The organism is Ruegeria sp. AL11, from assembly GCF_056540865.1.
Map to the genome: position 1 here is coordinate 1 of NZ_JBQFXO010000003.1, position 23,883 is coordinate 23,883.

The following is a 23,883-nucleotide window of genomic DNA, read 5'->3' on the forward strand; positions in this document are numbered from 1 at the left end:
TCAAAGACAAATGATCCCGCAAAAAACCAGACAATAACGTCCGACCCTCAACTTCACCGCTCACAGACATGCCATTCACAGTCAGCGATATATTTGGCATAAGACCTCCCCTTCTTTAGCTCATTCGCTTGGGGCGAGTTAAACACGGGAGGTCTGACTTGAGAACAGAAATTTGTCGCTTTTTGACACCAGAGGGACGCAAAAGGCCGATGCCATAAACTCATCGGCGCCACCTGTGGGCCTCTGAACTATTTCTTCCGTTGCGCGCGAGGTTGCGGCCGGGTCGGGATTTCCTTGAGCAGACCGCCCACACCCATCGCAGCAATATCAGCACCAGTGGTCTCAACCCCGCAGGCGACCCGCGACAAAACCCAATCGGCGCCATTCAACGCCGGAGAGCGCGCGCATCCTGGCAGGCCGATCACAGGGCGTGTGTTCAGCGCCCCCAGAAACAGCAAATTGCCCGGATCGACTGGCATGCCGAACCGGTCAACATCCCCACCCGCGGCGCGCACGGCGGACGGGGCCACGTCGTTCACATCCGACGTGGCCGAGGCCGTCAGGATCATCAGCACATCGCCTTCGGCACGATCAATGGCCGATGCAAGTTGATCGGTTTTATGCGGGACGATCTGCACATCGCACAGGTCCATGCCCAGAGCTTCGACACGCCCGCGCATGGCCGCGATTCCCTTCTCATTTGGCGGCCCTCCGGCGATGTCCGTTACGATCAATCCCGCGCTGCGATAGACCGGCGCGACAAGGCGCACCGAGGCCTGCGCCAAACCCGCCGCGCGTTCAACATCGGCTTTGGGAACGGCGTAGGAGATCACCTTGATCGTGGCAACCATACCGCCCGCTGTCATCTGCTGATGCTGCGGTACCGTTGCGACGGTGATCATCGGATTGACGCGGTTGAACTGCTCGAGCGCCGCCACATCCAGCACCACCACGCCGGGCCCCTCGGCCAGAAGGTTCACGCGACCGGTGAACGCCTCGGTCAGACGCAAATTGGCGCCGGAGGGGTCAGGGACCAGAGCGCGGGCCAACATCTCGGCGGCCTCGTCCTCATGACAATCGCCCGGCTCCAGACGGGCGACGATGACCTCGTCAAACTCCGCGCTAGACAATTGCGAGACATGCTCGGCAGTTAGCATGAGCCCTTTGCGCAGCTTTTGGTCCGAGACTTTGACGGAATGCGCAAGAATAGATCCGGCGGCTTCGGTCACGGGCACAGGGCCGAATTTCATGCCTTACCTCGCAGAACGGCGGTCATCTGAGCCAGAATGGCCACGGCAATTTCGGAGGGGCCTGCCGCGCCGATATCAAGGCCAATCGGCCCATGAATGCGCGCGATCTGAGCTTGGGTGAACCCCGCCTCAGTCATCCGCTCAACCCTTTTGGCATGGGTGCGGGTCGACCCAAGGGCGCCAATGTAGAACACATCCGCATCCAACGCAGCCTGCAGGGCCGGATCATCCAGCTTTGGATCGTGGGTCAACAGGACAATGGCCGTTCGCTGATCCAGACCCAGCTTGGCAACTGCCTCATCCGGCCAATCGGTCAACAAGGTCTCTCCGGGGAAGCGGCTGTCTGAGGCAAATGCCTCACGCGGGTCGATGATGGCCGGGTCGTAACCCGCAATCCGCGCCATCGGCACCAAGGCCTGCGCGATGTGAACCGCACCGACGATGATCAATCGCAAAGGCGGGTTGTGAACGGCGACGAAGGTCTTGCCGTCTTCCTCGAACCCAGACCGATCCATGCGCAGCCGATCCGCATAGGCATTCCGGCGCAAGGCCCTGTGTCCGCTGTCTGTATTCACTTCATAGGCCAGCGGTTCGCGGCGCGCACGGGCGGCGACCAGCTCGGCCAGCATTGGCTCAGGCAGGACAGAGCCGACCGGCTCGACCAAAACCCGGATGGTGCCGCCGCAGGCCAGACCGACGGCAAACGCGTCTTCGTCGCTGACACCAAATTCAAGCAGGCGTGCCTCTCCCTCGTTAATTGCTTCAATGGCTTCGACGATAACGGCGCCTTCGACGCAACCGCCCGAGACCGAGCCTTCGATCCGCCCGTCCCCGCCGATCACCAGCTGTGACCCCACACGGCGCGGTGCGCTGCCCCAAGTTTCGACAACAGTGGCCAGCGCGGCACCGCGACCGCTGCGGTGCCATTCCAAAGCGCGTTCTGGGCTGCTGTCGAATCGATCCATCGAATCCTCCTGGCTTGTTGCAAACCAACATAGGCAGCCTTGGATCAATGAAAAGCGAACGTTAGTCGGAGACGGCAGTCTATTCGCGTTTATGTGGGCAGTAATAGGCCGATTTGATATTCAAACTCTCAAAGGATTGATTGCGAATACCCCACGTCCTAAGTTGAAACTGTGCCTGAATTTGGATTGGGCGCTCTCAATAAATTTCTCAACGGAGACGAAGAGTTGAAACGCATTCTTACACTGGGAACGGCGCTCGGCCTGTTGGCCTCGACCGCTGCATGGGCTGATACATTCGAACGCTACGGTGAGGTCGAAGGCTGGAAAGTCTTCATCGACAACGAAAAGAAATCCTGTCTGATTGAGGCCGTGGATGACGCGGAAAACGTTGTTCAGATGGGCCTGACCGAGGATCGCGGTGTGGGTTACGTTGGCGTTTTCACCAAGGCGGAAACAAATATCAAACGCGGTGAAAAAGAAGCCGTGGCAATCCTGCTGGGTGACAACCTTTATGTGGGTGAGGCCACGGGCATGAAGGGCAATATCACCAAGGGGTATTCCGGCGGTTATGTCCTGTCCGACGACCCACAGTTTGCGGATGATCTGGCCAAGAAACAGGTCATGATCGTCTTCCCCGAAAAGGAATTTGCGTTCACCGTTGATCTGACCGGCACTTACAAGGCCATGGAGATGGCGCGTGAGTGCAATGAAAAGCAGCTAGGTTAAGTCTTAGCCGGAAAGCGCGGACATGAGCCGCGCTTTCTCTCCGACATCGTCCTGGGTTGAGATGACCGTGGCGAGGTCTTCGAGCGATGCGATCGAATGACCCGCACGGAAGCTGTCGACATGGGGCAGCATGGCGGCCACGCCTTGTGCTTTGGGGGCGAACCCATCCCAGCGCAGCAGAGGGTTCAGCCAGATCAGACGCCGGGCCGAAAGATGCAGACGCTCGGTCTCTTTCGCCAAGGCTTCAGGCGCACCGCGGTCCAGCCCATCCGAGATCAGCAGAACCACCGCACCCTGCCCCATGACGCGTCGCGACCAGTCTCGGTTGAAGGCGTGCAAGCAGTCTCCGATCCGCGTGCCGCCTTCCCAATCCTGCGCCTCGGCCCCGGCGGCAGCTAGGGCGGCATCCACGTCGCGCTGGTGTAGGTGACGGGTGATATTGGTCAGTCGCGTGCCGAAGGTGAAGGCATGGACCTTGGCCCAGCCGGCCCCCTTAGCGTTCGAGACCGTGTGCAGAAAATGCAGGATCAGGCGGCTATATTGGCTCATCGAGCCGGAGATATCGCAGAGCACGACCAGATTGGGCCAGCGCGGCCGGGGTTTTTTTTTCGCGATATCGTGCAGCTCTCCGCCCTGACGCATGGCGGCGCGCAGGGTTCTCGCCCGGTCGATCCGGTAGCCGATATGGCTGGCCTGGCTGCGGCGGCTTTCGATCGGTTTCACCGGCAGGCTGAGGCGCGACAGGAGGCGCTTGGCCTGAGCGATCTCATCGGTACTCATCTGTTCGAAATCCAGACTGCGCAGACGTTCCTCGGACGAGGCGGTTTGCGAAGCGTCAATCTCAAGCTCGGTCTCGCCCTCCTGCTCATCGGAGGTTTCAGGCTGATCGCGTTCAACCCCGTCAAGCAAGGCCTCAGCCGCGCGTTTTTCACCTGCGTCGGCTTTGCGTTCTTCCTGCACCCCACGAATGGCGGGCAGCATCATGGACATCATGTGTTCTAGATACCTTGGGTCGCGCCAATAGAGGCGAAAGACCTGCGCGAAGACGGTGCGATGTTCGGGGCGGTTCACGAAACAGGCGTGCAGGGTCCAGTAAAAATCCTGCTTTTCGGTGAAGCCTGCGGCCTCAACGGCCCGAATGGCATCCACCACACGACCGGTGCCGATCGGCAGCCCGGCTTTTCGAAGGGCGCGGGCGAAATGTGTGATGTTCTGCGCCAGCTTCGGGTTTTCGGGAATGTCGAGCGGGATCTGTTCGGCCATCAGCGCTCATGGGGGCTCTGCCCCCATACCCCCGAGGTATTTTCAAACAGAAGAAACATCAGGCCGGTTCTAAATCGGCCTTGGCTTCGTCAAGAATGCGTTTGGCCTCGGACCCTTGCAGTTTCTGGATGTCGTCCTGGTATTTGAGAATCGCGCCGAGGGTATCTCCGATCACTTCGGGGCTGAGGTTGATGACATCCAGCGCCAGCAGGCATTTGGCCCAGTCGATGGTTTCGGCCACGCCGGGCTTCTTGAACAGGTCTTCGGTTCGCAAACGCTGCACGAAGGCCACGACCTCGCGGCTAAGCGATTGGGCCGCTTCGGGCGCGCGCGCGTTCAGGATTTCAATCTCCCGGTCGAAATCCGGGTAGTCGACCCAGTGGTAAAGGCAGCGGCGTTTAAGGGCATCATGCACCTCACGCGTACGGTTGGAGGTGACGATCACAACAGGCGGCTCAGGGGCTTTGACGGTGCCGAGTTCCGGGATAGTGACCTGAAAATCGCTGAGTGCTTCCAACAGGAAGGCCTCGAATGGCTCATCGGTTCGGTCAAGCTCGTCGATCAACAGCACCGGCGCGCCGTTTTCATCGGGCCTCATGGCTTGCAGTAAAGGGCGTTCTACGAGGTAGTCATCCGAGAACAGCTCGGTCTGCAGGGCTGAGCGGTCTGCGCCGCCCGCAGCTTCGGCGGTTCTGATAGCGACCATCTGCGCGGGAAAGTTCCATTCATAGACGGCAGAGGACGCATCAAGCCCTTCGTAGCATTGCAGGCGGATCAGGCGGCGCCCAAGTCCGGCAGCCAGCGCCTTGGCGATCTCGGTCTTACCGACGCCAGCCTCACCTTCCAGAAACAGCGGCCGGCCGAGTTTCAGCGACAGGAAGACGACCGTTGCGAGCGCGCGGCCGCAAACATAGCCCTGTGCGCTTAGCATTGTTTGAACCGCGTCTATGGAATCTGGCTGTGTCATATGCTGAATTCTCCCTTGCCACAAAAGGTCATGACCGCGCTTGTGCGTCAAGGCCATGACCCGTTTCTGAGCTACGACGTTCGAACGAGTTGACAAGGGCTTTTCCGGCGGCGGCCTCTGTGCTAGCGGGGGCGCATGACCGATAGCATCACGATCCGCCGCCCCGACGATTGGCATCTGCACCTGCGCGATGGCGCGATGTTGCAGGCCGTCCTGCCCGAAACCGCCCGCCATTTTGGCCGTGCGATCATCATGCCCAATCTGGTGCCCCCGGTGGTGACCGGCGCGCACGCCGCCGCTTATCGTGAGCGTATCATGGCTGCGCTGCCCGAAGGGATGACGTTCGAGCCGCTGATGACCCTGTATCTGACCGAAGATACGGATCCAGAAGACCTCACCGCTGCGCATGCAAGCGGGTTGGTTAAGGCGGTCAAGCTCTACCCGGCAGGTGCGACGACCAATTCGCATTCGGGCGTACGGAATTTCGACAATGTGCGTCCGGTGCTGGAGAAAATGGCCGAGATCGGTCTGCCCCTGTGCGTTCATGGCGAGGTCACCGATTCCGAGATCGACATCTTCGACCGTGAGGCTGTGTTCATCGACCGCGTTCTGGATCCGATCCGTAAGGCAACCCCCGGCCTGCGCGTTGTGATGGAGCATATTACGACCCGCGACGGGGTTCAGTATGTTGCGGCCAACGAGACCGATCTGGGCGCAACGATCACCGCGCACCATCTGATCATCAACCGCAACCACATTCTAGTCGGCGGGATCAAACCGCACTACTACTGCCTGCCCGTCGCCAAGCGTGAAGAGCATCGGTTGGAGCTGCTGAAGGCCGCGACCTCGGGCGATCCGCGCTATTTCCTGGGCACGGACAGCGCGCCGCATACGGATGACAACAAGGAAATGGCCTGTGGCTGTGCGGGCTGTTTCACAGCGACCAACACCATGTCCTTGGTGGCAGAGATGTTCGACCGCGAAGGTGCCATGGACAAGCTGGAAGGGTTCGTGTCGCTGAATGGCCCGGCCTTCTATGGCCTGCCGGTGAACGAAAGCTCGATCACGCTGACCAAGGGTAACCCGGTCGAATACCCCTCGAAGATCGAAAGCGGCGACGGCCCTGTCACCGTGTTCGACCCCGGCTTCCCGCTGCACTGGCGGGTGGTTTAACCCGCCAGTTTTGCAGCCAGATCGCGGGCGCGACCTCCGGTGCGCAGCATCGACCAGATCTCGTCCGCCTCATCCCCTCCAATCAGTTTCGACGCTTTGGCGCGGACACGGTCTTCCCGATCCGCCAGAGACATCGGAGCCATCAGATCATGGGTAACCTCGCGTCGCACGCCGTCGCGCCGTAGCAACTCCAGATGGGCCTGGGTCTCGGTGAGGGTCTCATCCGCCTCGACCGTGATGCGGTCTCGCAAAGAGCGAATTCGCGGATCGGCGCAGACCTTTTCGGTGTAACTGCTTGGCAAAGCGGTGTCGTAGCCGAGCGCCTGCATGGCGATCACCGTGCGATAGGAAAACTTCGCCCCCAACCCCGTGGCCGGAGACATCTGATTGCAGACACTCATCCAGCGTGGGTGGGTTTTGACCTTGATTTCAGCCACTTCGGGCTCGGCAATGTCCAGACGCAGAGCAGCCTCAAGCGCGGCATGCAAACCGTGGCAGCACGCGTGGAACTTGTGGCTGACCGATTCGAAAAGCCATTCCTCCCCCAACCCGTCAAGCGCCGCCGACGCATCCGCCGCGCCCTGATGGGTGGCGCCAAAGCCGTACTGGCCCTCTAGCGCACTCGGATTTGGTTCAAAGCCCCGTTTGATCAGCAACGCGGCCTCGATCCCGGCTGATGCGGCCAATCCTGCATTGTAGGGTTTGCCCATGGTGCCGAACTGAGCTTTCAGGCCGGCCGCGCGCGTGGATGCCAGGCCCAGAACTTGCTGCATCTGGTTCGCATCAAACCCAAGCACCCGACCCGCTGCCACCGCCGCCCCAAAGGCCCCCGCAGTCGCCGTTTGGTGAAACCCGGCCTGATAGTGGTCTCGACCAAGCCAGAGGCCGATACGGATCGAAACCTCCATCCCGATCAGGGCCGCCTCCAACAGATCAACGAGGATCCGGTCATCCCATTCCGAAACCGCCAAAGCCGCAGGTAGGATGGCAACCGACGGATGGCCGATATGGCCGAAATGGGTGTCGTCATAGTCCAGCGCATGGGACACCGTTCCATTGACCAGCGCCGCCGCCCGCAAAGGCGCTGCCCCGCCGCCGAACAGATGGGCCTGAGCTGCGCCGCCTTCTTCCTGCACCATGTCCCTAACGGCGACCGACACGGGCTCGGACACACCGGCACGACCCACAGCGATCCAGTCGAGAACGGACAGAGACGTAGTAGCCCGCGCCTGCGCGGTTGTGTTGACGGGGCCAGCGGCAAAACTCGCAAGCGTTGCGGTAAATCCAGACATATCGCGCAGTCTAGCGCGCGCCGGTCGTTGGTAAAGGCTTAGCTGTAAAGCTCGGCGGCTCGGGCCTCGAATGCGCGTACGATGCGCTGCATGGCCTCATTGAAGACAACACCAATGATCCCTTGCAGAATGGCGTTCTTGAACTCGAAATCCACGTGGAAGGAGACGTTGCACCCACCTTCGGGCGCGTCTTCAAACTGCCAGTCCGATTTCATGTATTTGAACGGGCCATCCAGATATTCAGTGTCGATCTTTTTTTGACCGGCAAACAAGGTCACCCGGCTTCCGAATCTTTCGCGGAACACCTTGAACGAGATCACCAGGTCCGCCTCCATCACCTCGGCTTCGCCAGCCGCATAGGTCTTACGGATACGCGCGGCGGCGCACCATGGCAGGAACTTGGGATAGCTCGCCACGTCAGCAACCAGATCATACATCTGCTGGGCCGTGTAAGGCAGGTGACGCGTTTCCGAGTGGATAGGCATGGCGATCCGGCATTAGAAGGTGACAATGGCGCGTCATGTCGTATGTTGCGCGCCAAAGATCAAGGGGGCTGCGATGACTGACCGCGCTTATGTGATAGATGAGATGATCTCGGCCAAGGCAATTGCAGCCAGAATCGAAGAGCTTTGCCGCGAGATTACCGAAGAATTCGGCAATACCGACAAGCTGGTTGTCGTTGGCCTGCTGCGTGGCTCTTTCGTGTTCATCGCTGATCTTGTGCGCGAGTTGGACCTGCCCATCGAGGTGGATTTCCTAGAGGCATCCTCTTACGGAGACGCGATGGAGAGCAGCCGGGAAGTACGCATTCTCAAGGATTTGCGCGGAGCGATTGAAGGTCGCGATGTGCTGGTTGTCGAAGATATCGTCGATACGGGTCATACGCTGAACCACGTCACCAACCTGCTGCGCAGTCGTAAGCCGAAACGGCTAAAGTCCATTGCCCTGCTGGACAAACCAAGCCGGCGCGAGGTCGATTTTCGCTCAGATTGGATCGGGTTCGAGATCCCTGACGAGTTCGTCGTGGGCTACGGAATCGACTACGCGCAGCGCAATCGCAACTTGCCGTTCATCGGCAAGGTTCGGTTTACCTGAACGCGACCTCAGCCCAGCACCTGCCGGATCGCCGCTAAAAAGACGCCCGTACCCATTGGGATCAGCGCGTCCGGGAAATCATAGTCGGGATTGTGCAACTGGGGGTGATCTCGCCCTGCTCCCAACCAAAACATCGCCGATTTTGCGCCTTTGCCGAACTGACCGAAATCTTCCGAGAACCTTTGCGGCTCATCGCTCAGCTTGCATGCAACAGATTGATCCGCACAGGCCTCGGCCAGAATAGTCACCGCTTCAGCATCATTGGTGCAGGCCTCGAAGACATCCTCATAGGTGATCTCGGCACTCAGGCTCTCGGACTTGGCGACCTGCTGAACCAACGCCTCAGAATCGGCAATGAGCTTTGCCATCCGGTCGTCTGACACGGTGCGCAATGTCACCCACAGCTCAGCCTGTCCGGGGGCGACACCAAAGGTCTGCTCTCCGAGGCTGGCATGGGTGATCGTGGTCAGCGCATAGTCGGCGTTCAGAGCGCCTGTCGTGCCAAGCCGTGTGAGTTCCGGAATCAATACGGACAAAGCGCCGGCCGGAGAAACCCCGTCCTGCGGCGCGGCGGCATGAGAGGTCTTTCCGGTCAATGCAATCCGCATACCGCGAGAGGCGCAGTTGGTTGGCCCCTGACACAGTTCAACCTCGCCCAGTTTCAGCCCCGGCAAGTTATGGAGCGAAAACACATAATCCGGTGCAAGCTTAGCGAATGCAGGATCGTCTCGGAACGCCTTGGCCCCCTTCCCGGTTTCTTCAGCGGGTTGGAAAATCAGAACCACCCGTCCGCGCGTCGGGCGCTGTTCCTGCAACGTAAACGCCACGCCGAGAACCATCGACATATGGCCGTCATGCCCGCACAGATGCCCTTTACCCGGCACGGTCGAGACATACGGCAGGTCCGAGAGCTCCTTGATCGGCAACCCATCCAGCTCACACCGAATGCCGACGGTGGGACCGGCTTTACCGCTGTCGAAGACCGCCGCAACTCCCTGCCCGCCGAGGTCGGTCAGTACGATGTCCGCTCCTGCGCGTCGCAGCTCATCCGCAATGCGCGCGGCGGTTTCACGCTCCTGCCCAGAAAGTTCGGGATGTTGATGCAAACTATGGCGCAGCGCTGTCAGCTGCGCCAATCTTTCAGGCGTCACGCTTGACCCAGCTTCGCCTGCCGAGCCGCACGCAAACGGGCGAAATCATCCCCCGCGTGGTAAGACGAACGCGTCAGCGGTGTAGCCGAGACCATCAGGAAGCCCTTGCCATAGGCCGCTTTTTCATAGGAGGCGAACTCTTCAGGCGTCACGAAACGGTCCACCGCGTGGTGCTTGGGCGTCGGTTGCAGATATTGACCAATGGTCAGGAAATCTATGTCCGCAGCGCGCATGTCATCCATGACCTGACCGACTTGCTGCTTGTCCTCACCCAGACCGACCATGATGCCGGATTTGGTGAAGATCGACGGGTCCAGTTCCTTCACTCGCTGCAACAGGCGCAGCGAATGGAAATACCGCGCGCCGGGGCGCACCTCGGGATAGAGGCCCGGTACGGTTTCGAGGTTGTGGTTGAACACATCCGGCTTGGCCTCAACCACGGTCTCAAGCACTTCGGGCTCACATTTCAGGAAATCGGGCGTCAGAATCTCGATCGTGGTCTTGGGCGAGCGGTGGCGGACGGCGCGAATGGTCTGTGCGAAATGATCTGCTCCCCCATCTTTCAAATCGTCCCGGTCAACCGAGGTGATCACGACGTGGTTCAGACCCAATTTTTGCACCGCATGCGCCACACGACCCGGCTCAAACGCGTCCAGCGAGTCCGGACGTCCCGTGGCGATGTTGCAGAAGGTACACCCGCGGGTACAAATCTCGCCCATGATCATCATGGTGGCGTGACCCTGGCTCCAGCACTCACCCACATTGGGGCATCCGGCCTCTTCGCAAACCGTCACCAGATTGTTTTCACGCATGATCTTATGCGTCTCGGCATAGCCCTTGCCGCCTGGCGCCTTGACCCTGATCCATTTCGGCTTCTTAGGCTGGGCATTGTCCGGGCGATGCGCCTTTTCGGGGTGACGTTGTTCTGGGATTTTCAGATCGCGCACGGGCAGTTTTCCTAACTTTGGGTCAACTTTGTGTACCCATAACATAAAACACTCACGCCTGTTACACCAGCGACGCATAGCCGCTATGCACATATCTCGCGAGCGTCAAATTAGTTTAACCTTAAACTATATTTTTCACACGAAAAATCAATAGATAAGTCAATCAAACCTATCTTGCAGATGCAGCATTTCATGGATTGAAGGCAGTTTAGAACTGATTTAAATCGTCGAAACGTCACAACTGAATCACAGGGACTTGAACATGAAGACCGGAGCAAAACTGCCCGATGTGACCTTTCACACGCGCGTCCGCGACGAGGCCGTCGAAGGCCCCAACCCGTTCCGCTGGGAAGACAAGACAACCGCCGACTATTTCGCTGGCAAACGGGTTATCCTGTTCTCGCTACCCGGCGCTTTCACCCCCACATGTTCGACCTACCAGCTGCCCGGATTTGAAAACGGTTATGCCGATTTCATCGCCAAGGGTATCGACGAGATCTACTGCATGTCCGTCAATGACAGCTTTGTCATGAACAAATGGGCGCAGGATCAAGGCCTGAAAAACGTCAAGGTCATCCCTGATGGTTCGGGTGAGTTCACCCGCAAGATGGGCATGCTGGTCGACAAGGACAACCTGGGCTTTGGCATGCGCTCGTGGCGCTATGCGGCCATCATCAACGACGGCGTTGTCGAAGCATGGTTCGAAGAGCCCGGCCTGATGGATAACTGTCCCGAAGACCCTTATGGCGTGTCCTCGCCCGAGACTCTATTCCAGCATCTGGAAGCTGCCGCCGAACCCGCGTTGGCGTAAATCCGGTGCTTAGGCGCTGAATACCGGCCCGCCTCTGGCGGGCCTTTTCATGTCCGCGTGGCCGAAACGATCTGCTCCCCCACGTCCCGGATCACCTGGGCCAAACGATCCACCCAGCCATCATCCGTTGTTGACGCACGCCGGACCAACCCCACCGTACGCGCCGGTTGCGGGGCGCCAAAACGCAAAAGCTTCATGCCAGGAACCGCCTCTGATTCCGATTTCGCGGCCAGTTCTGGCATCAAGGTCAGGCCAAACCCCTCGGCAACCAGCCGGGAGAGCGTGGCAAGGGAAGAAGCGCCCATGTTGATCTGCCCACTGCCCCGGTCCTGCCCGCAGACCTCCAGCGCTTGATCCGTCAAGCAATGGCCATCCTCCAACAGCATCAACTGTGCTGATTGCAAATCCAGAGGGCGCAGCATCTCGGGGCTGGTATTCACACGTTGCAGCCGCGCGGCGCTGCCTGCCAGCAGGAAGTGATCCTGGAATAACGGCGTTTCGTGGAATTCCGAGCCGCCCGCCGGCAGGGCTAGAACCGCAGCGTCGATCTCACCTTCGCGGAGCAAAGACAGCAACCGTTCGGTCCTCGCTTCGCGGATCTGCACGCGCAGCGAGACATCTTCGGCGCGTAGACCACCCAGAACGCCGGGCAGAAGGTACGGTGCAATTGTCGGGATGATCCCGATCGACAGCGACCGATGGCCGCCAGAGTGATCCCGCGCGAACTGGTCCAGCCGCACAGCTGCCCCCAGAACCTGGCGCGCATGCTCCAGAACGTCTCGCCCCAGCGGCGTCAGCAGGATATCACGCGCCTGACGCTCGAACAGTACACCGCCCAGTGTTTCTTCAAGCGATTTGATCTGAACGGACAGCGCAGGTTGCGAAACGTTGCAGACCTGCGCAGCGCGGCCGAAATTGCGTTGCTCGGCCACGGCTTGAAAGTACTGCAACTGTTTGAGTGTGAAATTCATAGCCCTTGATTATCACTAAGAGCTAAAACCACAAGGGAGACTTATACCTAGCCAATCATACGATCTTGACCCGAGAGATCCTCATAGTGTCGTTTCAAGCGCTGTAACGCGATGCGCAGAACGATCTTTCCCGAGCGGGCGGACCAGCCCATGCGTTTTTCGGCCAGTTCCAGCCCCTCAAGATAGCAACAACAGCGCAGCGCTACATCACTGAGTCCCGGCCCAAGGTCCGACAACGCGCGCGCCACACGGTCTTTCGCGTCCGAGGCCCCTCGCCCGCCGTGAGATTCACTGTCGAAATTGCCGCGCCCTCCTCCTTTCAGAAAGCGATCCCAGTTCTGCGCAACCTGCGGGCCGATCTGAGCCAACTCAAAGTCTTCACGCAGACGTTCCCCGGCACGGACAAGCGTTTCATCGAGAAAGGGTTTGCCGTCCCGGTCCCGCCGCCGCGCCAACGCGATCAACGGGCTTTCCGTAGCACTGTAGCGCACGCGTCGGGAGCGTTCCGGTGCGTCTCCATTTAACTTCGGCTGGAACGCCGCCTGTGCCTCGGCCATGCCGAATTCGTTGCGCGACCGGGCCTTGTTTTCCGCCTCGGCCACCAACCTGTTGAGCGCCGCGCGCCCTGATGTCGAGATCCGGTACCGCGAAATACGGCCCGGATTGTCGCAGGAAATCCAGTCCTGCAAGGCAAGCGCCTGTGCGATCTTGCAATCAACAACGGCCGTCCTTGCGGTCCCGGCCTCACCGGTGTCACGCACGACCACGGCCTTCTCCATATCCTCGGCCACCGCCAGAACCGCTCCTGTCTCACACAGGCGTCGCAACACACGCAGCGCTTCGCCCTCGAATGAGCCATCCTCTTGCTCGTCCTGTCCGCTTACGTTAAAGCGGCGCGTCCGATCCGAGACCGAGAAATGTGTCTCGGCCAACGATTGCAAGGCGGCATCGACCAAGGGATCATCGCGGCGCATTTCGACCCGTCGGATTTGTCTGAGAATGGTAGAGGCATGGCACCCGGCCGATCTTGCGATATCCCGGATCGACTGACCGGTTTCCGTGTGCGCAAGGTAACGCTGTGCCCCCTTGGGAACCCATGCCGGAATAGAGAATGCCACGTTGTTTTCCATATTCATTTGCCCTCGTCGACAAAACAGACTGCCACTTTTGCCCCTCGAAATTGAAGTTAACCAAATCTAACTAGAGGTGGTTTCGTTACTCGTTCGTTAACCCCGAAGCGCAGCAACCAGATTTGATTCAAAATGATAAACAGTCGTGAAACCAACGTTCGCGGCGACCTTGTAGGGCGCAACACCCGCTTAGGTTGTGTGACAAACAGGGCGTCAATTCCCCGAACAAGAGGCACCCGAAATGCAAGACCTGTTGACCATGATCACGACACTCCGCCGCCCCCGCTTATTGGCACGCGCCGCAAAATTCGGGGCGCAGGATTACAACCGTGACCGGCATCTTCAGCGCATCCTGGGCTATGGTCGACTGCCGGGGAACGGGGCCGCTCTGATGCGGCTTATGGATATGGAGAGAGAGCAAAATACGCTGCGAAAAGAGGAAGATGCCGCCTATTCTCTGGTCAGGCACCTTGATCTTCTGATTGCGCTTTTGGGTGAGGCGCAGCTGTATCAAGCCAGCCGCGCCGCACAGTTCGAGTGATCAGGTAAATGCGTCCGGCATCGAGGCTTTCTTGTCTGCGATATAAGCCTCGAGCGCCTCTTTGGTTGCCGGGTCCATCTGCGGCTGCTGGTAGTTGGCCAGCAGATGCTCGACCCGAGCCGAGGCCAGCTGACGCGTATCGCGCGAACCTTCGTCCTGCCAGGTCTCGAACGGTTTGTAGTCCAGCACCTCGGTTTTCCAGAAGGCTTCCTTGAAGTTGGCCTGCGTGTGCTCGCAGCCAAGATAGTGACCGCCCGGTCCCACTTCACGGATCGCACCCATCGCCTGCGCGTTCTCATCATAGGCGACACCTTTGGCAAGACCGTGCAGAACACCCAGTTGATCGGCATCCATCACGAACTTTTCAAAGTCGGCGACCAGACCGCCTTCGAGCCAGCCGCACGAGTGCAGCATGAAGTTCACGCCCGACATCAGCCCCATGTTCAGCGAGTTCGCGGTCTCATATGCCGCCTGCGCGTCCGGCAGTTTCGAACCACAGAACGACCCCGCAGAGCGGTAAGGCAGGTTCAGGCGACGTGCCAGCTGACCCGCACCATATGTGATATGAGCGGCCTCGGGTGTACCAAAGGTCGGCGCGCCCGAGTTCATGTCAATCGAAGTTACGAACGCGCCAAAGATCACGGGTGCACCTGGACGGATGATCTGGCTATAGGCGATACCCGCCAGAACCTCGGCCAGGACCTGAGTCAGCGTTCCTGCAACCGACACCGGCGCCATCGCACCACCGACAATGAAGGGCGAGACGATGCAAGCCTGATTGTTCTTCGCGTAAACCTCTAGCGACCCCATCATCACATCGTCAAAGGTCATCGGTGAGTTGATGTTGGTCAGCGAGGTCATCACGGTGTTGTTCTGAACGAAGTCCTTGCCGAACAGAATCTCGCACATCTCGACCGAATCCTGCGCGCGGCTGGGGTCGGTCACGGATCCCATGAAGGGTTTGTCCGAAAGGCTCATGTGCGCCATCAGCATATCGAGGTGGCGTTTGTTCACCGGAATATCGGTCGGTTCGCAAACGGTACCGCCCGAGTGGTGCAGCCACTTGGACATATAGGCCAGTTTCACGAACTTGTTGAAGTCATCCATGGTCGCATAACGACGACCACCCTGCGCATCACGCACGAAAGGAGGGCCGTATACAGGCGCTAAAACCATGTTGCGGCCGCCGATCACAACAGATTTCTCGGGGTTGCGGGCGTGCTGAGTGAACTGGCTTGGGGCCGTTTTGATCAGCTGCCGCGCCAGACCACGCGGGATGCGCACGCGTTCGCCATCAACATCTGCACCTGCATTGCGCCAACGCTCCAGCGCGGCGGGATTGTCGACAAAGTTGACTCCAACCTCTTCCAGAATCGTTTCCGCGTTGTACTCGATGATCTCCAACGCTTCTTCGTTGAGGACCTCAAAGTTCGGAATGTTCCGCTCAATGTACTTTGCGGTGTCGATCCGAACCGCAGTGCGTTCTGCCCTGCGGGCGGCTCCGCCACCACCGCGACCTCGACGACGTGCTGATGCTTCAGCCATTTTTCCTCACCATACTTTGGATGTGTTGATTGGGGTTCTATCTAGCCCGCCAACACTCGCTACTATTGGAAGATAACGGCTATTGGCACATAAAAGCGACATTACGCCGCGACGGGACCCTTTAAAAAAACGGTTTCAGGTCTCGTTCGCGTCTTCCCACTCGACACTCAGAATCCCCGGCTCAAGAATTAGGGGCGCTGCAATTTTGTGTTGCACATTTTCTGGATGATCTTCGGTGGAAACGAGAATTTCCAGTGTTTGCAAACCTTTGTCGTCCGCATCTCCCTTTTGAAACCCGACAATGCGCACCCCGTTTTGCGCCAAAGCCTGTAGTGCCGCCGTGCGAACCTCCGCCTGAGCATCCGCCGCGCATTGCACGAGGATGCGGAACTCCTGCGTCAAGGGAACCCCGGCACGTGTCGTTTTTTTCAACCATTTCACCAAAGGCCGCAGCCCCAGATTCACAAAAATGACGAAACCCGTCATCATGATCGCAAAGATCCAGGCCCCACTGCCGGCCATCATCCCCACTGCCGCTGAACACCACAACGTCGCCGCCGTGTTCAAGCCGTGAATGGTGAACCCGTGCCGAAAGATGATGCCTGCCCCAAGAAACCCAATCCCCGATACGACCTGCGCGGCCACACGAGTCGGACTTACCTCATCCGGATAAAGCGCCGAGAACACCACAAAAGCTGCGGCGCTCAGAGCTACCAGCGCATTGGTGCGCAAACCTGCCATACGTTGGCGTACTTGACGCTCGGACCCGATCAGCGCCCCACAGAACATGGCCAAAGCCAGATTCAAAGCGGCAAGTTCAACAGCTATGGGCAAATGTATCTCTCCTATTCGGCGTGTCTGCATGACGCAGACGGAAAGATCGTCATATTTTTGTTACAAAACTTTTACAATAGCCGAAGTGCAGCTTCCCTGAATTGCGGGTATCTGCCCTTCAGCAAAGACCTTTCTCTTGCGAATTCGTCACGCTTGGCCTATGGCCCGCACATGAGTGATACATCCCACGACCGCCTTCTGATCATCGACTTCGGCAGCCAGGTAACACAGCTGATTGCACGCCGCCTGCGCGAGCTGAATGTCTATTGCGAAATCCATCCCTACCAGAACGTCACCATGGAATTTGTGCGCGAAATGGCGCCCAAAGCGGTGATTTTTTCGGGCGGGCCGGACAGTGTCACACGCGCGGGTTCTCCGCGCGCACCGCAAGAGATTTTCGACTATGGCGTTCCGATCCTGGGCATCTGCTATGGCCAGCAGGTGATGATGCACCAACTAGGCGGCAAGGTCGAAAGCGGCCATGGCACCGCCGAGTTTGGCCGCGCCTTTGTCACTCCGAAAGGTCAGCTGGACATTCTGAAAGACTGGTTCGCGGATGGTGATGAACAGGTCTGGATGAGCCACGGTGACCATGTCAGCGAAATCGCTCCGGGGTTTGAGGTTTACGGCACCTCCCCCAACGCGCCGTTTGCCATCACGGCAGACAGCAAGCGCCATTTCTACGCTGTGCAGTTCCACCCCGAGGTGCATCACACGCCCAAGGGCGCGAAACTATACGAAAATTTTGTGAAGCTCGCCGGGTTCAGCGGCGACTGGACCATGGGTGCCTATCGCGAGCAGATGATCGAGAAGATCCGCGAGCAGGTTGGTGACAAGAAAGTCATCTGCGGCCTGTCCGGTGGCGTCGACAGCTCGGTGGCCGCGATCCTGATCCACGAGGCGATTGGAGATCAGCTCACCTGCGTCTTTGTTGACCATGGTCTGCTGCGCAAGAACGAGGCGCAAGAAGTCGTCGGCATGTTCCGCGACAACTACAATATTCAGCTGATCCACGCGGATGAAAGCGATCTGTTCCTGGGCGAGCTGGACGGTCAAAGCGACCCCGAGACCAAGCGCAAGATCATCGGAAAGCTGTTTATCGACGTGTTCCAAAAACACGCCGATACCATCGACGGCGCCGAGTTCCTGGCCCAGGGCACGCTCTACCCTGACGTCATCGAGTCCGTCTCTTTCAGCGGAGGCCCTTCGGTCACGATCAAATCGCACCACAATGTTGGTGGCCTCCCCGAGAAGATGGGCCTGAAGCTGGTCGAACCCCTGCGTGAGCTGTTCAAGGATGAGGTCCGCGCGCTGGGTCGCGAACTGGGCCTGCCTGACAGCTTCATCGGCCGCCACCCCTTCCCCGGACCGGGCCTCGCCATTCGCTGCCCAGGTGAGATTACCCGCGAGAAGCTCGAAATCCTGCGGGAAGCGGATGCCGTTTACATCGACCAGATTCGCAAACACGGGCTCTATGATGAAATCTGGCAGGCCTTTGTAGCGATTCTCCCCGTCCGAACCGTCGGTGTCATGGGCGATGGCCGCACATATGACTACGCCTGCGCGCTTCGTGCCGTTACGTCAGTTGATGGCATGACCGCCGACTATTACCCCTTTAGCCACGAGTTCCTGGGCGAAACCGCCACGCGGATCATCAATGAGGTCAAGGGTATCAACCGATGCACCTATGACATCACCTCCAAACCTCCGGGAACGATTGAGTGGGAATGAGACAAAGGCAACATAAGCGTGACCTGCCTAAGTTGCGCGCACCCGGCCCATTGCTGAATTTTAACGATTTTGTCATGCCCCAAAATGAGATTACTTACATCGGTCGCAATGATGGTCTGGGTAACCGGTTGGAAGAGGTTATTGTCCTTTGCGCCTACGCCAAACGCACGGAAACCAAAATCAGGTATCTGTTCAACAATCTGAACGCGCGAGATGACCGGCGCTATCCCCTTCTGTTTTCTGTTGCCAGTCCGTTTTTGACTTTGCACACGGCGACCCGGTCCAACGTTTTCCTGGCCAAGGCGAAAGACAAAACCGGGTGCCAGAAATGTTTCGGGGTCAAAGACCTTTCCGCATTTGGTCAGGAAGCAGACTCTGAATCGCTCCGCCAAAGTGCCCAGGGAATAGCGCCGCTGTTTGACCTGCCGGCAAGAACCGATGAACATTTGTCAGCGATCCATATTCGCGGGACCGATCGGATCGATCCCAAGGGTGGGCCGCATTTTCTGAAGTCCCGTGAACAGCTTGAGATCAACCTCGAAAAAGCCATCGCATACAGAAAGACGATGCAAGGCGGGGAAACGCGCGTTTTTTCGGAGGAACCTGCGCTGGTCAAACGCGTAAGCGAGAGTCTGTCGCAAACAGCTCCTGTTCTACAAGTAGACCGGCACTCTGCTGTTCCAGATGATTTTCTGGATCTGTTTTCCCTGGCGCAGAGTGATGAAATCATCATGGCCGGAGCCCCGAGTTCCTTTTGCCTCGTCGCCGCGATGATCGGGAACGCGCCACTCTCCTATGTTTACCTCCCACCGGACCTTATGGATCGCTTTCCGGCAAGCTATCATGCAATAGGCACGGACCGCGTCACGAAGCAGCTTGAACACTGATAGCATGGCAGATCCGTCAGAAATGATCGCGCACGTAGGTTTCGAAGTTCTGATCGTTTCCTGGATTTAGTGAGATCTTTGGGCCATGAGTTTATAACGGGATCCAGCCAACAGGATTGCCCGTTTAGAACGGCCAATCAGACAAACGTGAGTTAGATATACGAAGAATTGCGAACCCACCCCACCTAAGCCCCGGGCAATGCCCTAGACGAAAAGGTATACCGGTCGCCGAAATGACGCAGACCCAACGGCCGACGATAAAGGTGGCGCTTTGGATGGTCGGCGCGATCGCGTCTTACTCATCTATTTCGGTAGCCGGGCCAAAGCTGACCATGTATCGTACATTAACCTTTCGATATCGTGATCTACCGCATTTTTGGCGCAGTCATCGTGGGTCTAGTACAGATAGCGACACAAAAGTGGCGTCAGTCGAAGAACGGCCAGTGAACCCTGCACGCAACACGCAACAGTTTCCATTTCTTCGGTCAAAATCCCTGGTTCTACGCGGAAAGGTTGGCCCTCTGGCGCAGGTCTTCGTGCTTGAATTCACTCAGCCGAAATGCTCTGAGCTCTATTGTAGTTCAGCGACAAAAGTTCTCTCTTCCCCCTTTAGGGATACTAAACAAGGAAATACATAGCTATGAGAATTTCTGACCTGATAAGCCGCAAGCGAAAAAAGAAAATCGATTCCAAGTATTTTGGCCTCAATAGCCTCGATCAAAAAATCGAACCCTACGTTGATTTTGACAACGGGTTCTATGTCGAACTTGGCGCCAACGACGGAGTGAACCAATCCAATACACTCTACTTCGAGAAGGAACGGAACTGGCGTGGGGTGCTGATCGAGCCATCTCCACACAATTTCTTGAAATGCCTTAAGAGTCGCGGCGAAAACAACCAAGTTCATTGTAACGCCTGCGTAGAGTTCGGGTTCCCTGACAAGTTTGTCGAAATGGCCTATGCGAATTTGATGACTGTTCCCGTAGGAATGGAATTGGACCTGCCTGATCCAAACGCGCACCTCCTAGCGGCGCAACAACATATGAGAGAAACGGAACGCACCTTTACCTTTGGCGCCGCGGCCAAACCTCTCAACGATATTTTGGTTGATTCGAATGCTCCTTCTCGTATCAATTTTCTTTCACTCGATGTTGAAGGAGCGGAACTCAGTGTATTGAAAGGTCTGGATCACAACCAGTTTCGGTTTGACTACATGCTGATCGAGTGCAGGGACTATGACCGCATGGCCAGCTACCTTGAATCCGTAGGATATAAATTTGAAGCCTTACTTTCACAGCACGACTATCTCTTTAAAAGATGAACGGAAAAACACTTAAGTCTGCGTAGAGACAAATGTTCTGCTGCAACAGAGATTAAATATCGCGAGATTGTCCATCGTAAAATGAAACAACGCGCAGGCTCTTCACTTTCTGCCGCTCTGTGGATGACCGGCGCTATTGCCTCGTTCTCCTCAATGGCCGTCGCCGGTCGAGAGCTGAGCCTGCATCACGATACTTTCGAGATCATGATGTATCGCAGTTTTGTCGGCGTGCTCATCGTAGCGCTAGTACTGACAGTGACCCGCAAATGGCATCAGGTCACAACCGAGCGTCTTAGTTTGCACGCGATCCGCAACACGTTCCATTTCACCGGGCAAAACCTCTGGTTCTATGCGGTCGGAGTGGCTCCTCTGGCGCAGGTTTTTGCGCTTGAGTTCACCCAGCCGATCTGGGTAATCCTGCTTTCTCCGCTGCTGTTAAAAGAGCGCCTGACCGCTATCCGCATGACATCGGCACTGATTGCGTTTGCCGGTGTTTTGATGGTGACAAGACCCGGAACCTCTAGCCTGTCGCCGGGTATCCTCATGGCAGCCGGAAGTGCGATTTTCTTCGCGTTTACAACGATCACGACGAAACAGCTCACCCGACACGCCAGTATCGGATGTATCGTGTTCTGGCTGACTGTGATGCAGGCTGTTCTTGGTACGATTGCCGCAGGGATAGATCAGCAAATCGCTTTGCCAACGCTGCAGACGGCACCCTTTTTGTTGTTGGTTGGTCTGGCCGGACTTCTGGCGCATTTCTGCATCACAAACGCGCTAGCGATCGCTCCCGCGACCGTGGTGGTGCCGTTCGACTTTGCCCGTCTGCCGACGATCGCGGTTGTCGGAATGCTTCTATACCACGAACCACTGGATCACTGGACTCTGCTAGGGGCAGCCGTGATCTTTTCAGGCATCTTTCTTAATGTTTGGTCCGAAAATCGTAACAGTTTAGCAACAGTTCGCGCAGACACTCATAAGAAGTAACGCACGGTCACTAGTTGACGATAAAACTGTCACCAAGACAGTATCGGGCATCTTTAATGAGCGGGTCAGCATCTTTTCACTCACGAGGATGCGATACAGGCCTTCGAGGGACAGTAAGGGAGGAATACATGAAAAAAGCGCTACTATCAGCGTGCGCGCTTTGCGTGGGGGCAACGGCTGGCCACGCTGGCGGCCTGGACCGAAGCGGTCAGGGCATCAATCTGATTTTCGAAGAAGGGTCGGTTGTGCAGTTCCGCCTCGGGTATACAGATCCGAGCGTCAGCGGTACGCTACTTGACGCGAACCCCGCTAGCCCCACAAACGGGCAGGTTGTTAACTCTGGAAACGTCTCCAACGACTTCTTCACGCCACATCTTGGCTACAAGACGTCTTTGACTGAAAAGATCGACTTTGCGATCATGTATGACCAGCCCTATGGCGCTGACATCGCATATGCTTCCAACTACCCACTTTCGATCAATCCGGCATCGCCCACAACCACCGGCTCTTTGCGCGCAACGGCTGATACCGATGCAATCACCGCCTTGTTCCGCTACAAGTTCGACAACGGATTCAGTGCTCTTGGCGGCGTTCGCGCTCAACGCGTGAAAGCTAGCGTAGATGTGCCGGCCGCGTTAGGGTATTCAGTTGAAACGGATGCCGATACGGCCTTTGGATACGTGCTCGGCGTTGCGTGGGAAAAACCAGAAATTGCCGCTCGCGTCTCGCTGACGTACAACTCGAAGATTTCGCACGATCTGTCGCAAACAGAGAGCGGCACTCTATTTGGATCGGTCGATACCAGCAGCGAAATCGAAACGCCGCAGTCGGTGAACTTGGACTTCCAAACCGGCGTAGCTCCCAAAACGCTGCTATTCGGCTCGATCAGATGGGTTGATTGGCCGCAATTGGAGTACGATCCGCCAAACTATCCGCCGACCACTGCACTGGTTAGCTATGGCAATGCCACCTACACTTACACTCTGGGATTGGGATACCAGTTCTCTGAAGAGTTTTCGGGCGCTGTGACTTTGGGCTATGAAACCGACGAAGGAGAACCGGTGACCAACCTGGGTCCCACAGACGGTTTCTGGAGCATCGGTCTTGGCGGCACCTACTCTCTGGAAAAAGCCAAAATCTCGGCGGGCGTTCGCTACACCGATATTGGAGACGCAACAGCTGACGGTGGGTTTGGTCAAACAGCTGACTTCTCGGGCAACAGCGCTTGGAGTGTCGGCTTCCAGATCACCTACGCTCTGGACTAATCACCCCCACACAAAAAACCAATCAGACCTCGCCATTTTCGGTGGGGTCTTTTTGTTTCCGCATCTTTCGGGTCGCCGCATGAACTCAAAGCTGCCACAACCTTTTCATGGAACACCAAAAACACCTATCCCCCCGCGCATGGGCTGAGCTTTCGCTGCTGGGTGCCATATGGGGCGCCTCATTCGTTTCAATTCGGATTGCGCTGGATACGATACCGGTGATGACCTCGGTGCTGCATCGGACTTTCTGGGCTATGCTGGCCTTGTGGTTGGTGGTTTGGCTTAGGGGTCTAAGCGTCCCGTCCTCACCACGCCTGTGGTTTGGTTTTCTGGTCATGGGACTGCTCAATAACGTGATTCCGTTTTCGCTTATGGCGTGGGGACAGTTGTACATTGACACCGGCCTCACGGCGATTTTGAACGCGGCGACGGCTATCTTTGGCGTTCTCGTTGCTGCGCTCTTCTTTTCCGACGAGAGGTTGACACCACCGCGCCTTCTCGGCGCTGGACTCGGCTTTTTTGGCGTCTCAATCGCAATCGGTATCGGCAACCTCACCAGCTTCAGCCTGCAAAACACAGCTCAACTTGCCATCCTCGCGGGCACTATCTCCTACGCGTTTGCCGGCGCTTGGGCGCGCAAACACCTAAGCTCCCTGCCCCCTATTGTTGCGGCTGCAGGGATGCTAACCGGCTCGACTCTCTTCATGATCCCGATTGCCCTTATGACTGACGGCATCCCAAGTCTCAGCCTGCCTGCGGTCACATGGGCGGCAATCGCGTATTATTCCCTGATTGCGACGGCGGGTGCTTATCTTCTCTACTACCGGGTCCTTGCGATGGCGGGCAGTGGCAATCTGTTGCTCGTGACCCTCATCATCCCGCCTGTCGCGATCGTTTTGGGGGCCTTGCTGCGCGACGAGGCACTGGATCCGCGCGCCTATATTGGCTTTGCCGTGCTGGCTGCGGGACTATTGATCCTCAACCGAGCCGTCCCTCGCGATTGACGCCGCCGCCTGCCCGATTTAGCAAAG

At 57.6% G+C, this 23,883-nt stretch carries 23 protein-coding genes; 11 read left to right on the forward strand and 12 right to left on the reverse strand.

Going from position 1 to position 23,883, the window contains the following annotated elements:
• Positions 1–248: 248 nt before the first annotated feature.
• Both ACR0IP_RS05695 and ACR0IP_RS05700 read right to left on the reverse strand, forming a co-directional pair.
• Complete coding sequence (locus ACR0IP_RS05695; RefSeq protein WP_480524332.1) at positions 249–1,250, reverse strand: molybdopterin-binding protein; 1,002 nt, start codon at positions 1,248–1,250, stop codon at positions 249–251.
• Entirely contained in the window at positions 1,247–2,215 is a 969-nt protein-coding gene (locus ACR0IP_RS05700) for an XdhC family protein (RefSeq protein ID WP_480524334.1), read from the reverse strand. The genes ACR0IP_RS05695 and ACR0IP_RS05700 overlap by 4 nt, the downstream gene beginning before the upstream one ends.
• Positions 2,216–2,440: 225 nt before the next feature.
• Here ACR0IP_RS05700 and ACR0IP_RS05705 point away from each other — a divergent pair, with 225 nt between their 5' ends.
• Positions 2,441–2,941, forward strand: a complete 501-nt coding sequence (locus ACR0IP_RS05705) for a hypothetical protein (protein WP_170376825.1) — start codon at positions 2,441–2,443, stop codon at positions 2,939–2,941.
• A 3-nt stretch (positions 2,942–2,944) separates the two neighbouring features.
• Here the strand turns inward: ACR0IP_RS05705 and ACR0IP_RS05710 are convergent, their stop codons facing one another.
• Entirely contained in the window at positions 2,945–4,204 is a 1,260-nt protein-coding gene (locus ACR0IP_RS05710) for a vWA domain-containing protein (RefSeq protein ID WP_480524336.1), read from the reverse strand.
• A 58-nt stretch (positions 4,205–4,262) separates the two neighbouring features.
• Entirely contained in the window at positions 4,263–5,171 is a 909-nt protein-coding gene (locus ACR0IP_RS05715; RefSeq protein WP_170483861.1) for an AAA family ATPase, read from the reverse strand.
• Between the two features lie 135 nt (positions 5,172–5,306).
• Between ACR0IP_RS05715 and pyrC the strand changes: the two genes are divergently transcribed.
• Positions 5,307–6,344 (forward strand): dihydroorotase, encoded by a 1,038-nt coding sequence (gene pyrC, locus ACR0IP_RS05720; protein WP_170376819.1) that lies wholly within the window; start codon positions 5,307–5,309, stop codon positions 6,342–6,344.
• On the opposite strand, the gene ACR0IP_RS05725 is transcribed toward pyrC, so the two are convergent.
• The gene (locus ACR0IP_RS05725; protein ID WP_480524339.1) at positions 6,341–7,636 is read right to left on the reverse strand and encodes an MmgE/PrpD family protein; all 1,296 of its coding nucleotides are present in this window, start codon (positions 7,634–7,636) and stop codon (positions 6,341–6,343) included. The genes pyrC and ACR0IP_RS05725 overlap by 4 nt on opposite strands.
• A 38-nt stretch (positions 7,637–7,674) precedes the next feature.
• Positions 7,675–8,121, reverse strand: coding sequence for a type II toxin-antitoxin system RatA family toxin (locus ACR0IP_RS05730; protein WP_170376815.1), 447 nt, complete (start codon positions 8,119–8,121; stop codon positions 7,675–7,677).
• A gap of 73 nt (positions 8,122–8,194) precedes the next feature.
• On the opposite strand from ACR0IP_RS05730, the gene hpt reads away from it, so the two are divergent.
• Positions 8,195–8,731, forward strand: coding sequence for a hypoxanthine phosphoribosyltransferase (hpt, locus tag ACR0IP_RS05735; RefSeq protein ID WP_170376813.1), 537 nt, complete (start codon positions 8,195–8,197; stop codon positions 8,729–8,731).
• 8 nt (positions 8,732–8,739) lie between these two features.
• On the opposite strand, the gene ACR0IP_RS05740 is transcribed toward hpt, so the two are convergent.
• On the reverse strand, positions 8,740–9,882 hold the full coding sequence (locus ACR0IP_RS05740; protein ID WP_480524341.1) for an amidohydrolase: 1,143 nt from the start codon (positions 9,880–9,882) through the stop codon (positions 8,740–8,742).
• Positions 9,879–10,829, reverse strand: a complete 951-nt coding sequence (lipA, locus tag ACR0IP_RS05745) for a lipoyl synthase (protein WP_170551141.1) — start codon at positions 10,827–10,829, stop codon at positions 9,879–9,881. Before lipA ends, ACR0IP_RS05740 begins: the two co-directional genes overlap by 4 nt.
• Positions 10,830–11,091: 262 nt before the next feature.
• Between lipA and ACR0IP_RS05750 the strand changes: the two genes are divergently transcribed.
• Complete coding sequence (locus ACR0IP_RS05750) at positions 11,092–11,640, forward strand: redoxin family protein (protein ID WP_480524344.1); 549 nt, start codon at positions 11,092–11,094, stop codon at positions 11,638–11,640.
• Positions 11,641–11,687: 47 nt separating this feature from the next.
• Here the strand turns inward: ACR0IP_RS05750 and ACR0IP_RS05755 are convergent, their stop codons facing one another.
• Together ACR0IP_RS05755 and ACR0IP_RS05760 are read right to left on the reverse strand one after the other, a co-directional pair.
• Positions 11,688–12,611 carry a LysR substrate-binding domain-containing protein gene (locus ACR0IP_RS05755; RefSeq protein WP_480524346.1) on the reverse strand — a complete coding sequence of 308 codons (924 nt, stop codon included), beginning with the start codon at positions 12,609–12,611 and terminating at the stop codon, positions 11,688–11,690.
• 47 nt (positions 12,612–12,658) lie between these two features.
• A complete protein-coding gene (locus ACR0IP_RS05760) occupies positions 12,659–13,741 on the reverse strand; it encodes a DUF6456 domain-containing protein (RefSeq protein WP_480524745.1) in 1,083 nt (360 codons plus the stop codon).
• A gap of 241 nt (positions 13,742–13,982) precedes the next feature.
• On the opposite strand from ACR0IP_RS05760, the gene ACR0IP_RS05765 reads away from it, so the two are divergent.
• Positions 13,983–14,282 (forward strand): DUF6477 family protein, encoded by a 300-nt coding sequence (locus ACR0IP_RS05765; RefSeq protein ID WP_170638847.1) that lies wholly within the window; start codon positions 13,983–13,985, stop codon positions 14,280–14,282.
• Here the strand turns inward: ACR0IP_RS05765 and ACR0IP_RS05770 are convergent, their stop codons facing one another.
• Both ACR0IP_RS05770 and ACR0IP_RS05775 read right to left on the reverse strand, forming a co-directional pair.
• Positions 14,283–15,827, reverse strand: a complete 1,545-nt coding sequence (locus ACR0IP_RS05770; protein ID WP_170690092.1) for a trimethylamine methyltransferase family protein — start codon at positions 15,825–15,827, stop codon at positions 14,283–14,285. It abuts the gene before it with no gap.
• A gap of 135 nt (positions 15,828–15,962) precedes the next feature.
• The gene (locus tag ACR0IP_RS05775) at positions 15,963–16,661 is read right to left on the reverse strand and encodes an MgtC/SapB family protein (RefSeq protein WP_170690143.1); all 699 of its coding nucleotides are present in this window, start codon (positions 16,659–16,661) and stop codon (positions 15,963–15,965) included.
• Positions 16,662–16,832: 171 nt separating this feature from the next.
• On the opposite strand from ACR0IP_RS05775, the gene guaA reads away from it, so the two are divergent.
• From guaA to ACR0IP_RS05805, 6 genes are all read left to right on the forward strand, one after another.
• Positions 16,833–18,392 carry a glutamine-hydrolyzing GMP synthase gene (guaA, locus tag ACR0IP_RS05780; RefSeq protein ID WP_480524349.1) on the forward strand — a complete coding sequence of 520 codons (1,560 nt, stop codon included), beginning with the start codon at positions 16,833–16,835 and terminating at the stop codon, positions 18,390–18,392.
• On the forward strand, positions 18,383–19,279 hold the full coding sequence (locus ACR0IP_RS05785) for a hypothetical protein (RefSeq protein WP_480524351.1): 897 nt from the start codon (positions 18,383–18,385) through the stop codon (positions 19,277–19,279). The genes guaA and ACR0IP_RS05785 overlap by 10 nt, the downstream gene beginning before the upstream one ends.
• Positions 19,280–19,919: 640 nt before the next feature.
• Positions 19,920–20,600: an FkbM family methyltransferase gene (locus ACR0IP_RS05790; RefSeq protein WP_170376795.1), complete on the forward strand. Its 681-nt coding sequence runs from the start codon at positions 19,920–19,922 to the stop codon at positions 20,598–20,600.
• Positions 20,601–20,681: 81 nt separating this feature from the next.
• Positions 20,682–21,587 carry a DMT family transporter gene (locus ACR0IP_RS05795; RefSeq protein ID WP_480524353.1) on the forward strand — a complete coding sequence of 302 codons (906 nt, stop codon included), beginning with the start codon at positions 20,682–20,684 and terminating at the stop codon, positions 21,585–21,587.
• Between the two features lie 128 nt (positions 21,588–21,715).
• Complete coding sequence (locus ACR0IP_RS05800) at positions 21,716–22,852, forward strand: OmpP1/FadL family transporter (protein WP_480524355.1); 1,137 nt, start codon at positions 21,716–21,718, stop codon at positions 22,850–22,852.
• A gap of 107 nt (positions 22,853–22,959) precedes the next feature.
• Entirely contained in the window at positions 22,960–23,856 is an 897-nt protein-coding gene (locus ACR0IP_RS05805; RefSeq protein WP_480524357.1) for a DMT family transporter, read from the forward strand.
• Positions 23,857–23,883 lie beyond the last annotated feature (27 nt).

Excerpts from the sequence above, each read along its gene's own strand:
- ACR0IP_RS05695 (WP_480524332.1), bottom strand. The coding sequence starts at position 1,250 with ATGAAATTCGGCCCTGTGCCCGTGACCGAAGCCGCCGGATCTATTCTT.
- ACR0IP_RS05700 (WP_480524334.1), bottom strand. The coding sequence starts at position 2,215 with ATGGATCGATTCGACAGCAGCCCAGAACGCGCTTTGGAATGGCACCGC.
- ACR0IP_RS05710 (WP_480524336.1), bottom strand. The coding sequence starts at position 4,204 with ATGGCCGAACAGATCCCGCTCGACATTCCCGAAAACCCGAAGCTGGCG.
- ACR0IP_RS05715 (WP_170483861.1), bottom strand. The coding sequence starts at position 5,171 with ATGACACAGCCAGATTCCATAGACGCGGTTCAAACAATGCTAAGCGCA.
- pyrC (WP_170376819.1), top strand. The coding sequence starts at position 5,307 with ATGACCGATAGCATCACGATCCGCCGCCCCGACGATTGGCATCTGCAC.
- ACR0IP_RS05725 (WP_480524339.1), bottom strand. The coding sequence starts at position 7,636 with ATGTCTGGATTTACCGCAACGCTTGCGAGTTTTGCCGCTGGCCCCGTC.
- ACR0IP_RS05730 (WP_170376815.1), bottom strand. The coding sequence starts at position 8,121 with ATGCCTATCCACTCGGAAACGCGTCACCTGCCTTACACGGCCCAGCAG.
- hpt (WP_170376813.1), top strand. The coding sequence starts at position 8,195 with ATGACTGACCGCGCTTATGTGATAGATGAGATGATCTCGGCCAAGGCA.
- ACR0IP_RS05750 (WP_480524344.1), top strand. The coding sequence starts at position 11,092 with ATGAAGACCGGAGCAAAACTGCCCGATGTGACCTTTCACACGCGCGTC.
- ACR0IP_RS05755 (WP_480524346.1), bottom strand. The coding sequence starts at position 12,611 with ATGAATTTCACACTCAAACAGTTGCAGTACTTTCAAGCCGTGGCCGAG.
- ACR0IP_RS05760 (WP_480524745.1), bottom strand. The coding sequence starts at position 13,741 with ATGGAAAACAACGTGGCATTCTCTATTCCGGCATGGGTTCCCAAGGGG.
- ACR0IP_RS05765 (WP_170638847.1), top strand. The coding sequence starts at position 13,983 with ATGCAAGACCTGTTGACCATGATCACGACACTCCGCCGCCCCCGCTTA.
- ACR0IP_RS05770 (WP_170690092.1), bottom strand. The coding sequence starts at position 15,827 with ATGGCTGAAGCATCAGCACGTCGTCGAGGTCGCGGTGGTGGCGGAGCC.
- guaA (WP_480524349.1), top strand. The coding sequence starts at position 16,833 with ATGAGTGATACATCCCACGACCGCCTTCTGATCATCGACTTCGGCAGC.
- ACR0IP_RS05790 (WP_170376795.1), top strand. The coding sequence starts at position 19,920 with ATGAGAATTTCTGACCTGATAAGCCGCAAGCGAAAAAAGAAAATCGAT.
- ACR0IP_RS05795 (WP_480524353.1), top strand. The coding sequence starts at position 20,682 with ATGAAACAACGCGCAGGCTCTTCACTTTCTGCCGCTCTGTGGATGACC.
- ACR0IP_RS05800 (WP_480524355.1), top strand. The coding sequence starts at position 21,716 with ATGAAAAAAGCGCTACTATCAGCGTGCGCGCTTTGCGTGGGGGCAACG.
- ACR0IP_RS05805 (WP_480524357.1), top strand. The coding sequence starts at position 22,960 with ATGGAACACCAAAAACACCTATCCCCCCGCGCATGGGCTGAGCTTTCG.